Genomic DNA, 12,345 nt, shown 5'->3' with positions numbered 1-12,345 from the left:
GGTCGGCGGCCCGACGCCGTTGGCCGTTGCACTCGTCGAAGCCGCGCGTTCTGCACTGCCGTCCGGCGCAGACCCAGCTACACGCACCGCTTCCCGCCCGCGCCGGTCGGTGCCGCGGAAGCGGGGGCCCAGGGGCCGGCGAAGGCCTCAGGCAGCCACGAGACCGAACCCGTCACCGTTCAGATCAGCTGTCCGATGCGCCGAACGTCCTGGGCGGGCCGGTACTCGGGTGCGGCGAGGGCGGAGGCCATCAACTCGAGGTAGAGGCCGGTGATGTCGGCCAGGCGCGTCGCGACTCTGTAGGCGTGGAACAGGCGTTTGGTGACGCGCACGGCGGCGGCCCCGGCTGCTTGGGGAGGGCTGCGGCCTCACTTGCGGACCAACGGCTGCTCCTGCGCGGTGGGGCTTCAGGCCACCCGCAGTCCGCCGCTACCCGGTCACGGCCGCGGTCTGCGCGTGATCTTCTGAGGGAGGGCGCCTGGAGGCCGCACGCCCATCCCTCAGCTGTCCGCGTCACCTCTGAAGCGTGGGACGTCGGCAGGGGAAAGGTCGGGACGGATCCGGTGCCCGTCCAGCAATGGCCGGATCAGCCGATGACGCCCCAGGAAGCACAGCAAATCCTGCAACAGCCGGACATCTGCATCAACGCCTGGGACGTTACCTGACCGACTTAAACGGCAACTGGCCGGGCTGGTTCACACAGCAACCAGCCCGGCCACTTGGCCTTCTCGGCGGCCTGGCGGCGCTGGGCCTGGCAGGTCGGGCACAGCGCACAGCTCGACTGGTGTCGCCGTCCGACGGCGCCTGTGGCCCCACCCGGTGAAGAGAACGCGTGCGGGCAGAGCACGAAGAACGCCAAGGTCTGCTCCCGCCGTCCGGATGGACGAGAAGCGTGTGCCGGATGTCAGCAGGCGCCGTTCAGGCCCCACCACTCGCCGTCGGTCCGCTCACCGGCCGCGAGCAGGCCGTTGCCCCGCCCCCGGTAGGTGACCAGCCAGCCGAGGTTGCCCGCGTAGCCGTCGATCACGTACTTGTCGTTGGTCACGGCCGCCAGGTCGGGACGCCCGTCGCCGGAGAAGTCGCCGACCGCGATGAGCTGCGCCATCGCGTTCCATCCGCCCGTGCCGGCCAGGACGCGCCCGCCGAGGGTGGCGGAACGGCCCGGGTAGAGCCACAGCTTGCCGGTGGACGCCTCCCGGGCGTAGACGTCGGGCCGGCCGTCGCCGTCCATGTCGCCCACGCCGGCGAGCGCGTTCATGGAGTTCCAGCCGCCGGTGCCGATGAGCTTGCGCGAGCCCAGGGTGCCGGTGGAGGTGCCCGGGTACAGGTACAGCTTGCCGGTGGACTTCTCGACCGCGATCAGGTCCGAGCGGCCGTCGCCGGTGAGGTCGCCGACGGCGGTGATGTTGCTCATGCCGTTCCAGCCGCCCGTGCCGATCAGCTTGCGGCTGCCGAGGGAGCCGGTGCCGGTGCCGGGGTAGAGCCACAGCTTGCCGGTCGACGCCTCGCGGGCGATCAGATCCTCCCGGCCGTCGCGGCTGAAGTCGCCGTGCCGGGTCAGCGCGTTCATACTGTTCCAGCCGCCGGTGCCCACCAGCCGGCCCGTGCCGTCGCCGGGTGTGAACCACAGCCGCCCGGCCTTGTCCCGGACGAGCATGTCGGCCCTGCGGTCGCCGTTCATGTCCCCGAAGCCCAACGCCTTGGGGGAGGTCTGGGAGTCCCACCACGGGTAGGCCTGCCCGACGCACTCCCGCTCGGTGCGCACGAACTTTACCGAGCTGGCCGTGGCGGTCGGATACGAGATGTATTCGCCGGCGTCCGCGGGGTCGGCTGACCAGTAGCCCCCCGCGTAGTTGTAGTTCTTGTTCTCGTAGACACAGGCGATCGACTTCGTGCGGTTGACGTACGAGTGGATCTTGTTGTCCCAGCTGCCCAGGTCCGCGACGTTCTTGTTCGTCTTGTACATCTGCCCCGTCGCGCTCTGGCCCGACCAGCCGCACCAGTAACCTGCCGGGCAGTCGTAAGCGCTAGCGGCGGCCGGAGTGGCGGTCACGGTGAGCAGTCCGGCACCGGTGAGTGCGAGACCGGTCAGTGTCGCCAGGCTCCGAGTGAAACGGTTCCCCATATGCGGTTTGCCCCTCCCCAAGGGTGCGTCGGCAGCTTGGTCCGCCGACGCACACCGGCACCTTAACGCGGTGCCGACCGGGCGGCCGCTCTCCCTCTTTCCCCCGGCCCGCAGGAGATCCTGACCCAGCGCCAGCGGATCGGCGACTGTTGGGGGCTGCTGCGGGATGCCCGAGGTCGTTCACCTGCGTGCATGCCAGACCACCGACCGAAGTTGACCAACCTCGGCGTACCGTCGCGGTCGGCTCCGAACGATGGTGAGTGAGACGGAAATTGAGACGGGCTTCCAAGCATACGTGTCCCGCTCCTACCCAGTTGACGGGTACGTTCGTCGGCCCGTCCTAGCGTTTGTCGGCGCGCGGAGGCACGACCGTACCCGCACCGCCTATGCGTCGACCGTCACTCGGTCCCTCAGCCTGCCGGACCAACGCAATTTACAAATGCGCGCGGCAGGGCCGGGCCCGTAGCGTGGCCGCATGCAGAAGCCTCAGCACATCGTGCACATCACCGAGCGCTCTCTATGGCAGACGGCCCGTGAGTCCGGCACCTACGAGATGTCCACCCGCGGTCGCACGCTCCAACAGGAGGGGTTCGTCCACTTCTCCACCCGCGACCAGCTCCGGCGTATCGCGGCCTTCCTCTACGGCGACTACGAGGGCCCCGACGAGTTGGTGGTGCTGGTCGTGGACCCGGCCCGGCTCGATGTCCCGCTGAGGTACGAGGCCATGCCGCCGAACGGCGAGGAGTTCCCGCACGTGTACGGGGCAGTGCCGGTCGAGGCCGTGGTAGGCGTCGAGCCCTGGGGGTGAGCGAACAGGGAGAGGTGCGCCGCCGCTTGGTGTTGGTGATGACCGAGGGGCCGGAAGTCTGGTGGTTCACAAAGAGCGCTGACATGATCTCGACAGCTGCGCCCTACCGGACAGCGAAGGCAAGGTCATCATCCACACGCCGCATTACGTCGGATGGGCTGTCTCGGAGAGCTGATATGTCTTGCCGAACCCGTGCACTGGTGGGCCTCGCGTGCGCCGCGGTACTCCTGTCCGTCGCCGCGTGCACGACGGATCATTCGGACGCCGAACAGCCCACGCGGCCTCAAGGCTCCACGACGCCGGTCCCGGCAACGGCTGGCACCGTATCCGGCACCGCGCAGCCCTCTCTGCTGAAGCCGCCGGAGTTGGACCCTGGCGCAATTCTCGCCGGCCGCCAGAAGGTGACCACAGGGAACGCCAGGATTCCCTACAGCAAGGGCAGGAAAGGTGACTCCCTCACCATCGCGGTGGGCTGCCAGGGCGAGGGGAAGATCACGGTGACGGTGCCGCCTGTGCACGTCTCCTTCCCCGTGGAATGCGGCGCTGACCAGGTCAGTACCGTCTCCCACGAGGTGGCCCTGTCCGGGGTGGAGCGCAGTGGAGCCGTGTCCGTCGAGGCGTCCTCAGCCGTGCGTTGGTCGTTGACCGTAGGCCGTGGCGCACCAACAGAAGCAGACCCGCCGGGTGCTGGCTGAGTTTGGCCACCCCGGTCGGCCTCTGCCAACGTCGTCCGTCTCGTCGGCGCCGCTGATCCGCTGTCGAGCCAGCCAGACAGCACGAGGGCTTGGTCGTCAGTCAACGTGCTGATCACCGAGTCTTCATCCACGGCGGCGCAGGAGCGTGCGACCGGCTTGCCTCCCGGCGCAGATCAGTTCTTCTACGCGGAGTCGGGATACCTGCTTTCACGCTACAGGTGCTGCACGCAGTTCGTACTCCACTGGGCTGAGCATACCCAGAGCGGAGTGCCTGCGCTGTCGGTTGTGGAAGATCTCCAGGTACTCGAAGAGCGCGGTGGACAACTCCAGCCGGGTGCGCCACCGCTTCCGGTCGAGCAGTTCGACCTGGACCCGTGCCCAGAAGGACTCCATCATCGCGTTGTCCACGCAGTCCCCGATGGATCCCATGGAGGGCAGCAGGCCGGTGGCCCGGGCGCGTTCGGTGAAGGCCCAGGAGCTGAACTGAGCAGGTTCAACCAGTGGATGATCGTGCCGCCCGGCTGCGGGCGGCGGTTGCCGATGGCCATGCTCAGCGCGTTGGTGGTCGGGGCCGCGGTGGGCGAGGCGTCGATGGACCAGCCCACCATCCTACGAGAGAAGGTGTCGAGGACCACCGCGCAGTACACCTTGTCTTCCGTCGTGGGGTGTTCAGTGATGTCGGTGACCCACAGCTGGTCGCGGGCGTGCCGGGTGAAGTTGCGTTCCACCAGGTCCGTGGCCGAGGGCGTGTGCCGTATGCGGTGGGGGCGACGGCTGCCGGGCAGGCCCTGCGGGCCGGCCCGCTGCATCAGCAGCTCTACGGTGCCGTGGCTGACGCGGATACCTACCGGTAGTTCGTTGAATGCGGCGGTAGAGATCAATGCCGTGTCCGGTGGTGACTGCGTCAATCAGGGCTTGGAGCTCGGAGGGCGGGTCCATGTCCGTCCAGGCTCGCCACCACCGGGTGAGGGTGATGGCGGGGGTGAGCCAGGAGCGGATGGGCCGTAACGCCTTGGGCCAGCAGTGCGGTTGGGGCTGGTGGGGTATGGCTGGACCCCCTCTCTGGCCCGTCGTCGGGGCAGGGGTCCGGTGCGGTGGCATCCAGGGGTCCGGGTGGGGCGAACCCTACCACCGGCCTACGACCAACCCGATTTGTCGTCAACCCACACCACCACCGGATTCAACGGACTACCGGTAATCCGAGTTCCAGTTCGGCATGGATCCGGCGGAAGCCGTAGGTGCCGCGGGAGGCGGTGTGGATGCCGACGATGGCTTCGGTCAGCCAGGCGTGCCGCACCGTGCGGGCCGAGGGTGGCCGGTCGCGCCAGGCGTAGTAGCCCGACTCCGCCACGTGCAGCGCTCGGCAGGCCCGCTGTACCGAATGCCCCTCGCCAGCCATCACTCGGATAGCCTCGAACCGCCTTTTGGGGAGGTGGTCTCTCCGAGCAGTTCGGATGCGCGCCGGTGGACGGCCAGCTCCGCCTCGAGCTCTGCGATCCGCTTGCGTACTGCGGCCAGTTCGGACTGCTCATGGCTTGGGACACCGGGCATCTGCCCGGTGTCGATCAGATACTGGCGGCGCCAGACATAGCTGGTCTGCTCGCTGATCCCGAGGAGCGTGGCCACCTCGGCAATCTTCCGGCCGGAGGCGACCAAATCGAGGACACAGCGGCGGAACTCGGGCAGATAGCTGCGGGCATGACGGGCCGCCCTCCGAAGGCCGACGGGTAGTCAATTGTCCAGCAGCCCGACCCCATCGACCCCGGGGCATACCACCCCCAAGGGCATCCCCCTGGTGGCGAGTTGATCTCCATCGTCCAGCGCCACTGCTCGACCGGGATCTCCTAGACTCGCGCTTGTGCAGCGCCGACCCCCGCGTTGTTGCAGACGACGTGGACCTGCCCAAAGGCCCCTCATGGTCTCCTCGGCGAGACGGTCAACCGATTCTGCGTCCGCCACATCGGTGACGGTGCATCCGATCCGTTCGTACTGCTGGGCGTGGAGACAGACGTCGACGTCACGCCGCTAAAGGTGGCAGGCCGACGGCGCGCGGCGAGTGCGTACGACCCGCCTGCCCTCCTTCCGGAGCTTCGGCAGCACCGTGCCCTGGCGCAGGTAGGTGGGGTTCGAGAGCATGCGGCCAGCCGGAAAGTTAAGGATGCGGACACCGCGGTCCGCTCCGGCTCGTGCACCAGGGCAGCAGGGCAGCAGCGGCTTTACTCCCCCCCCAGGCTACGGTCTTCCCGGACCCTGGCCGCGACAAGCGGGGCTCCTACACGGTCCGGTGTCGGTCCACGGCCCGGTCGAGACCCCACAGTGATCACCGACCGGTGCTCTGCCCGGACTGGAGCTCGGCCATGCGGTCAGGTCAGGACAGGTCATCAGGGTTGATGCCCTGAGCGCGCGCCAAGGCGAACAGAACACGCTCGATGGTGTCCAGTCGTTGCGTGATCGTACGCTCCCCGGGGGCGCCGATAGCATCGGCGAGAGAGTCGATGTTGCCGAACGCCGTGGTCTGCTGCTCGCCGATCCGCTGAAGCTGTTCGCCGTGCTCCGCCAGGGTCCGACCGGTACGGAACGCCTCCGCCTCCAGGTCCCGGAGTCGTTCGTCATTCGTCGCCATCTCTCGTGCCATGGACCCATCTTCCCAGAAGGCGCGACGGCGTAGATGGCGGACCGTCCAAGACGGCGGTTTGTGCAGATTTCCGGGCGCATCGGCGCATGTGGCGCGGCCCTTGCCTGGGCGGCCATCGACGGCGACGGCCCGTAGTGCTCCAGAATGGCTTCACCAGAGCTGACCTCGGGTGATGCCCCGGTTAGCGGCCGGGCAGGATCGGTGGTCGTGCTGGTACAGATGATCTTCCTGCTCGCCACGCGGATCTTCGCCTGGCCAGCATTGCTGTGTCGATCCTCGGCAGCGAAGAACGCTGAGATCCTCATGCTGCGGCACGAGGTCACGGTGCTGCGCCGGCAGGTCACCGCCCCGAAGCCAACCTGGCCCGGACCGGGCTCTGCTCGCCGCTCTCGCCCGGTTGTTGCCCCGGGCACCGGATCCTCGCCCCGCACACTCTGCTCGCGTGGCATCAGCGTCTAGCCGAGTTAAGCGGACGTGACCGATTACACGCAGGAGGTTTCCCATGGCAGTGGGGACGCGAGGGATCGGGTGGCCAGGACCTCATCAGGTTGTGCACTGCACAGGGTGGCGGGGCTCCCTCGCCTGAGTCCTCGGTCCTCAGTCCTGGATTCGCCCGGAGGGACGTCCTGGGCCGGCGCCGGCGGCTCCTTGACGGCTCAGACCCTCGAACAGTACGGCTGTGAGGGAGTCGGCCAGGGTCGTCACCGGGAGGTTTCCGTCGGGTCTGTACCACTCGATGAGGGAATTCACGGTACCGAACAGCAGGCGACTGGCCAGGTGGGGATCGATGTCGTGGCGTATGCCGCCCTCGGCCGCGGCGCGTAGGACCAGGTCGGCGACTCGCTGGTCGAACTCGCGCCGCCGCGCGAGGGCCTGCCGTTCGGTGTCGCTGTTGCCGTGCAGCCGCAGCAGCAGGGTGACGTACGGCAGCTCGGCCGCCAGCACCTCGACGCTGCGCCGTACGACGTGCCGCAGCCGGGCCGTTGCCGACGTGTCCGGTGCCGGGCCCTCGTCCAGTACGGCGAACAGCGAGTCCAGAGCACGGGTGACGGCGAGGGACAGTAGCTCCTCCTTGCCGGCGACGTGGTGGTAGATGCTGGACTTGCTCAGGCCTAGCCGCCGGGCCAGCTCCTCCATGCCGGTGCCGTCGTAGCCGCGTTCGTTGAAGACCGCGACCGCGACTTCCAGGAGGGAGTCACGGCCATAGGCGGGCCTCTCCGTGCGTCGTGCGGGGCGGCTGATGGCCGTGTTGCTCATCCGGCCATTGTGGCGATGAAGCGGGTCAGGCCCCACGCTGGTCCTTGATCCGGCGGAGCTTGCCGAGGGAACGCTCCAGGGTCTCGGGTTCCACGATCACCACCTCCACAGTCACGCCGACGCCGTCCTTCACGCCCTTGGCGATCGCGCGGACAGCCGCCTCCCGCTGCTCCGGTCCTGCGCCGCGCTTGGCCTCGACACGGACGGTCATGTGGTCCATCCGTCCCCGTGTGCTCAGCTGGATCTGGAAGTGCGGGGTGACGCCGGGTGTCCGCAGGACCACCTCCTCGATCTGGCTCGGGAAGACGTTCACCCCGCGCAGGATGATCATGTCGTCGCAGCGGCCCGTGATCTTCTCGATGCGGCGGAAGCCGGGACGGGCGGTGCCGGGCAGCAGTCGGGTCAGGTCCCGGGTGCGGTAGCGGATGATCGGGAGCGCCTCCTTGGTGAGCGAGGTGAAGACGAGTTCGCCGCTCTCGCCGTCGGCGAGGAGGTCGTCCGTGATCGGGTCGACGACCTCGGGGAGGAAGTGGTCCTCCCACACGTGCAGGCCGTCCTTGGTCTCCACGCACTCCTGCGCTACGCCGGGGCCCATCACCTCGGACAGCCCGTAGATGTCGACGGCGTGGATGTCCATGCGCTCCTCGACCTCGCGGCGCATCTCCTCCGTCCACGGCTCGGCGCCGAAGATGCCCACCTTCAGGGACGTGGTGCGCGGGTCCACGCCCTGGCGCTCGAACTCGTCGAGCAGGGTGAGCATGTAGGAGGGGGTGACCATGATGATCTCGGGCTGGAAGTCCTGGATGATCTGGACCTGGCGGGCGGTCATGCCGCCGGACGCGGGGATCACGGTGCATCCGGCGCGTTCGGCGCCGTAGTGGGCGCCGAGGCCGCCGGTGAACAGGCCGTAGCCGTAGGAGATGTGGACCCTGTGCCCGGGGCGACCGCCGGCGGCGCGAATGGAGCGGGCGATCAGGTCCGCCCAGGTCGAAAGGTCCTTCTCGGTGTAGCCGACCACCGTGGGGCGGCCGGTCGTGCCGCTGGAGGCATGGATGCGCCGCACGTCGGACATGGGGACGGCGAACATCCCGAAGGGGTACGTCTCTCGCAGGTCGGCCTTGGTCTTGAAGGGGAACCGGGCCAGGTCCCGCAGGGTCCGGCAGTCGTCGGGCGTCACGCCGGCCTGGTCGAACTTCTTGCGGTCGACGTTGTCATAGGCGTGCCGCAGTGTCCGACGGAGGCGGTGCAACTGGAGGGCTTCCACCTCCTCGCGCGGCATCCGCTCGGCATCGTCCAGCAGTTCCGCCGGAAGGGGTTCACCGCGGCGGAGCGTGGTACCCACTGGTGCGGTCGGTTCGCTGGTCATTGCGGCTCCTCGAATTCCTTGCTCCGAACACTGCGGCTGCGGCCGCGGAACTCCGCGATCACCGTCTCCCCGCGCACAACTCTCACGTCGTAGATGCCGCTGCGACCGAAACGGGTGATCTCCCGGGCGGCGGCCGTCAGCACGTCCCCCTCACGGGCGGGCGCCACGAACGTGACATCCGCTCGGGAGGCGACCGTGACCGGGCCGTGGGTGTTGCAGGCACAGGCGAAGGGGCTGTCGGCGAAGAGGAACAGGTACCCGCCGTGGGCGGTCCCGTGACCGTTGACCATCGGCTCCGTCACGGTCATGCGGAGCAGCGCGGTCTCTTCGCCATGCTCCAGCAGTTCGATGCCGAGACGACGGGAAGCCTGGTCGGCGGCGAACATGCGTGCCGTCTGATCCGCGATGGCGGGCGTTTCCTCTGTCATGACTTATACCACCTTGTGTACCGACCGAACATTCGGTTAGCGTGCGGCGTGGCCAGTAATTCAAGCCATGCCAGGGCCTGTCAAGAGGGAGTCATATGCATCACGCAGCCACCGAGGCGCCCGACCTCTTCGCCCGCCATCGCACCCTGCTGGAACAGGCGGTGGCCGCGACGGAGAGCCGGAAGCACTGGACGCCCTATCCCGAGTCGCCCAGCAAGTCGGTGTACGGCGAGGACGCCGCTTACCTCGGCGAAGCGGCCTTCCGGGAGCAGATCGGCAGGCCCTTCGACCTTCCCGGGCACCCGGCGGAGGGGCGCGTGGCGCCCGAGGAGCACTCCCCGTACGGCTTCCCGCTGGGCATCAGCTATCCCCGGCTCTCACCGGCCTCGGCCGTGGCCGCCGCCAAGGACGCCACTGCGGCTTGGCGCAAGGCCGGCCCGGACACGCGCGCCGGGGTCGCCGCGGAGATCCTCGCGCGGCTGAACGCGGCGAGCTTCGAGATCGCCCACGCCGTGCAGCACACCACCGGCCAGGCGTTCGTCATGGCTTTCCAGGCGGGCGGCCCGCACGCCCAGGACCGCGGCCTCGAGGCCGTCGCCTACGCGTGGGCGGCGCAGAAGAAGCACGCGGCCGCCGCCCGCTGGAGCAAGCCGCAGCGCAAGGGCGAGCACCTGGTGATGGACAAGAAGTTCACCCCCGTCGGCCGAGGCGTCTCATTGCTCGTCGCCTGCAACACCTTCCCCACCTGGAACGGCTATCCGGGCCTGTTCGCCTCGCTCGTCACTGGCAACCCGGTCCTGGTCAAGCCGCACCCGGGCGCCGTGCTGCCCCTGGCGATCACCGCGCGCATCGCCCGCGAGGTGCTGGCAGAGGCGGGCTTCAGCCCCGACCTCGTCCTTCTGCTCACCGAGGCGCCCGGTGGCCGGGACGCCGCCACGCTCGCCCTGGACCCGGATGTGCGGATCGTCGACTTCACCGGCTCCACTGAGTTCGGCGACTGGCTGGAGACCAACGCCCGCCAGGCCGCCGTCTACACCGAGAAGGCCGGCCTCAACACCGTCGTGCTGGACTCCACCGACGACTACCGCGGTCTGCTCGGCAACCTCGCCTTCTCGCTCTCGCTGTACAGCGGACAGATGTGCACCACCCCGCAGAACCTGCTGATCCCCCGCGAGGGCATCGCCACCGACCAGGGCCCGCGGACCGCCGACGAGTTCGCCGCCGACCTCGCCGCCGCCCTGGACAAGCTGCTCGGCGACCCCGCCCGCGCCGCCGGCACGCTGGGCGCGATCGTCAACGACGGTGTGCGCCACCGGCTGAAGGAAGCCGCCGAGGTCGGCTGTACGGTGCGCGCGTCGACGCCCGTCGTACACCCGGAGTACGCCGAAGCGGACGTGCGGACGCCACTCGTGGCGCGACTGGACGCGGAGGCCGACCGGGAGGTCTACACCCGGGAGTGGTTCGGGCCGGTGTCCTTCGTGATCGGCACCGACTCCACCCGGCACAGCCTGGAGCTGTTCCGCGAGACGGTGCGCGCGCACGGTGCACTGACCGCCGCCGTCCACTCCACCGAGGAGGCGGTGCTGGCCGCCGCCGAGGAAGCCGCCCTTGACGCCGGTGTCCACCTCTCCGAGAACCTTACTGGCCAGGTCTTCGTCAACCAGTCCTCCGCCTTCAGCGACTTCCACGGCAGCGCCGCCAACCCCGCGGCCAGCGCCACCCTGTCCGACGCGGCCTTCGTTACCGGCCGCTTCGCCGTCCTGCAGTCCCGCCGCCCCGTCCCCGCCGAGGAGTCCGTCTGATGCCCGAAGACGTCTACCTGATAGACGGGGCGCGCACCCCCCCAGGGCCGCTACGGCGGTGCCCTGGCCTCGGTACGGCCCGACGACCTGGCCGCCCTGGTGGTCGGCGAGGCCGTACGCCGCTCCGGCATCCCGGCGGAGGGCGTGGACGAAGTGATCCTCGGCGCGGCCAACCAGGCCGGCGAGGACAACCGGGACGTGGCCCGCATGGCGGTCCTGCTGGCCGGGCTCCCGCACACGGTGCCCGGCTACACCGTCAACCGGCTCTGCGCCTCGGGCCTGACCGCAGTCGCCTCGGCCGCCCAGGCGATCCGCGCCGGCGAGGCCGACCTGGTCGTGGCCGGCGGCGCGGAGTCCATGACGCGCGCCCCGTGGGTGATGCAGAAGCCCGGGACTCCCTGGGCCAAGCCGGGGGAGGTGCAGGACACGTCACTGGGCTGGCGGTTCACCAACCCCCGCTTCACGGCCGCCGACCGTGCCGTTCCCGCAGGTGCCGGACCCGAGACGGTGAAGCACACCCTGTCGATGGGTGAGACCGCCGAAGAGGTGGCCGCGCTCGACGGCATCACCCGTGCCGAGTCCGACGCCTTCGCACTGCGCAGCCACCAGAGGGCCGTCGCCGCCCAGGAGGCCGGCCGCTTCGATCGCGAGATCGTGCCCGTCCCTGTGAAGGAGGGCGAGGTCACGCGAGACGAGGGCCCCCGCCCCTCGACCACGCTGGAGAAGCTCGGCACGCTTCGCACCATCTTCCGCAAGGACGGCATCGTCACCGCTGGTTCCTCCTCGCCGCTGTCCGACGGCGCCGCCGCCCTCGTCGTGGCGAGCGCGACGGCCGTGGACCGGTACGGGCTCACCCCTCGGGCCCGGATCGTCACCTCCGCCTCGGCCGGTGTCCAGCCGCACATCATGGGGCTCGGACCGGTCCCCGCCACCGAAAAGGCCCTCTCCCGGGCCGGCTGGCAGACCGCGGACCTCGACGCCGTCGAGCTGAACGAGGCGTTCGCCGCCCAGGCACTGGCCGTGATGCGGCGCCTGAAGCTGGACGAGGACAAGGTCAACGCAGACGGCGGAGCCATCGCACTGGGGCATCCCCTGGGCTGCTCCGGCGCCCGCATCCTGCTCACCCTGCTGGGGCGTCTGGAGCGGGAGGACGCCCGCAGGGGTCTGGCGACCCTGTGCGTCGGCGTCGGCCAGGGCGTCGCGATGCTGGTGGAGAGGGTGTGAGCGCC

Annotated in this window: 12 protein-coding genes and 2 pseudogenes; 3 read left to right on the top strand and 11 right to left on the bottom strand. The window is 69.4% G+C overall.

Annotated elements, in window-relative coordinates:
* Positions 1 to 179: 179 nt before the first annotated feature.
* Entirely contained in the window at positions 180 to 332 is a 153-nt protein-coding gene (locus BZY54_RS13905; protein WP_244217150.1) for a hypothetical protein, read from the bottom strand.
* 572 nt (positions 333 to 904) lie between these two features.
* Complete coding sequence (locus tag BZY54_RS13900) at positions 905 to 2,125, bottom strand: FG-GAP-like repeat-containing protein (RefSeq protein ID WP_086725494.1); 1,221 nt, start codon at positions 2,123 to 2,125, stop codon at positions 905 to 907.
* Positions 2,126 to 2,600: 475 nt separating this feature from the next.
* Here BZY54_RS13900 and BZY54_RS13895 point away from each other — a divergent pair, with 475 nt between their 5' ends.
* Positions 2,601 to 2,933: a DUF952 domain-containing protein gene (locus tag BZY54_RS13895; protein WP_086725493.1), complete on the top strand. Its 333-nt coding sequence runs from the start codon at positions 2,601 to 2,603 to the stop codon at positions 2,931 to 2,933.
* 902 nt (positions 2,934 to 3,835) lie between these two features.
* Here the strand turns inward: BZY54_RS13895 and BZY54_RS13890 are convergent.
* From BZY54_RS13890 to paaI, 9 genes and pseudogenes are all read right to left on the bottom strand, one after another.
* A complete protein-coding gene (locus BZY54_RS13890) occupies positions 3,836 to 4,057 on the bottom strand; it encodes an integrase core domain-containing protein (protein WP_086725492.1) in 222 nt (73 codons plus the stop codon).
* Entirely contained in the window at positions 4,021 to 4,509 is a 489-nt protein-coding gene (locus tag BZY54_RS13885; RefSeq protein ID WP_086725491.1) for a DDE-type integrase/transposase/recombinase, read from the bottom strand. The genes BZY54_RS13890 and BZY54_RS13885 overlap by 37 nt, the downstream gene beginning before the upstream one ends.
* A gap of 23 nt (positions 4,510 to 4,532) precedes the next feature.
* A pseudogene (locus BZY54_RS55390) lies at positions 4,533 to 4,751 on the bottom strand (IS701 family transposase); the annotation flags it as partial.
* A 57-nt stretch (positions 4,752 to 4,808) separates the two neighbouring features.
* Positions 4,809 to 5,030 (bottom strand): IS3 family transposase, encoded by a 222-nt coding sequence (locus tag BZY54_RS50265; RefSeq protein ID WP_143668052.1) that lies wholly within the window; start codon positions 5,028 to 5,030, stop codon positions 4,809 to 4,811.
* Positions 5,027 to 5,314, bottom strand: a complete 288-nt coding sequence (locus BZY54_RS13875; RefSeq protein WP_086725490.1) for a transposase — start codon at positions 5,312 to 5,314, stop codon at positions 5,027 to 5,029. The genes BZY54_RS50265 and BZY54_RS13875 overlap by 4 nt, the downstream gene beginning before the upstream one ends.
* A gap of 682 nt (positions 5,315 to 5,996) precedes the next feature.
* The gene (locus tag BZY54_RS13870; RefSeq protein WP_086725489.1) at positions 5,997 to 6,263 is read right to left on the bottom strand and encodes a hypothetical protein; all 267 of its coding nucleotides are present in this window, start codon (positions 6,261 to 6,263) and stop codon (positions 5,997 to 5,999) included.
* Between the two features lie 597 nt (positions 6,264 to 6,860).
* On the bottom strand, positions 6,861 to 7,520 hold the full coding sequence (locus BZY54_RS13860; RefSeq protein WP_086725488.1) for a TetR/AcrR family transcriptional regulator: 660 nt from the start codon (positions 7,518 to 7,520) through the stop codon (positions 6,861 to 6,863).
* Positions 7,521 to 7,545: 25 nt separating this feature from the next.
* Positions 7,546 to 8,886, bottom strand: coding sequence for a phenylacetate--CoA ligase PaaK (paaK, locus tag BZY54_RS13855; protein ID WP_086725487.1), 1,341 nt, complete (start codon positions 8,884 to 8,886; stop codon positions 7,546 to 7,548).
* Positions 8,883 to 9,314 carry a hydroxyphenylacetyl-CoA thioesterase PaaI gene (gene paaI / locus BZY54_RS13850; protein WP_086725486.1) on the bottom strand — a complete coding sequence of 144 codons (432 nt, stop codon included), beginning with the start codon at positions 9,312 to 9,314 and terminating at the stop codon, positions 8,883 to 8,885. The genes paaK and paaI overlap by 4 nt, the downstream gene beginning before the upstream one ends.
* A 95-nt stretch (positions 9,315 to 9,409) precedes the next feature.
* On the opposite strand from paaI, the gene paaN reads away from it, so the two are divergent.
* Complete coding sequence (paaN, locus tag BZY54_RS13845) at positions 9,410 to 11,116, top strand: phenylacetic acid degradation protein PaaN (RefSeq protein ID WP_086725485.1); 1,707 nt, start codon at positions 9,410 to 9,412, stop codon at positions 11,114 to 11,116.
* Positions 11,116 to 12,340, top strand: a pseudogene (locus BZY54_RS13840) (thiolase family protein). The gene paaN and the pseudogene BZY54_RS13840 overlap by 1 nt, the downstream one beginning before the upstream one ends.
* Positions 12,341 to 12,345 lie beyond the last annotated feature (5 nt).

The sequence above is a fragment of the Streptomyces carpinensis genome, from assembly GCF_002154505.1.
In the GTDB taxonomy this organism is placed as follows: Bacteria; Actinomycetota; Actinomycetes; order Streptomycetales; family Streptomycetaceae; genus Streptomyces; species Streptomyces carpinensis.
This window is presented reverse-complemented; position numbering and strand designations above follow the sequence as displayed.

Bases quoted from the DNA above. Each gene is read 5' to 3' on its own strand.
- paaI (WP_086725486.1), bottom strand. From the start codon at position 9,314: ATGACAGAGGAAACGCCCGCCATCGCGGATCAGACGGCACGCATGTTC.
- BZY54_RS13895 (WP_086725493.1), top strand. From the start codon at position 2,601: ATGCAGAAGCCTCAGCACATCGTGCACATCACCGAGCGCTCTCTATGG.
- BZY54_RS13890 (WP_086725492.1), bottom strand. From the start codon at position 4,057: ATGGGATCCATCGGGGACTGCGTGGACAACGCGATGATGGAGTCCTTC.
- BZY54_RS13870 (WP_086725489.1), bottom strand. From the start codon at position 6,263: ATGGCACGAGAGATGGCGACGAATGACGAACGACTCCGGGACCTGGAG.
- BZY54_RS13860 (WP_086725488.1), bottom strand. From the start codon at position 7,520: ATGAGCAACACGGCCATCAGCCGCCCCGCACGACGCACGGAGAGGCCC.
- paaK (WP_086725487.1), bottom strand. From the start codon at position 8,886: ATGACCAGCGAACCGACCGCACCAGTGGGTACCACGCTCCGCCGCGGT.
- paaN (WP_086725485.1), top strand. From the start codon at position 9,410: ATGCATCACGCAGCCACCGAGGCGCCCGACCTCTTCGCCCGCCATCGC.
- BZY54_RS13900 (WP_086725494.1), bottom strand. From the start codon at position 2,125: ATGGGGAACCGTTTCACTCGGAGCCTGGCGACACTGACCGGTCTCGCA.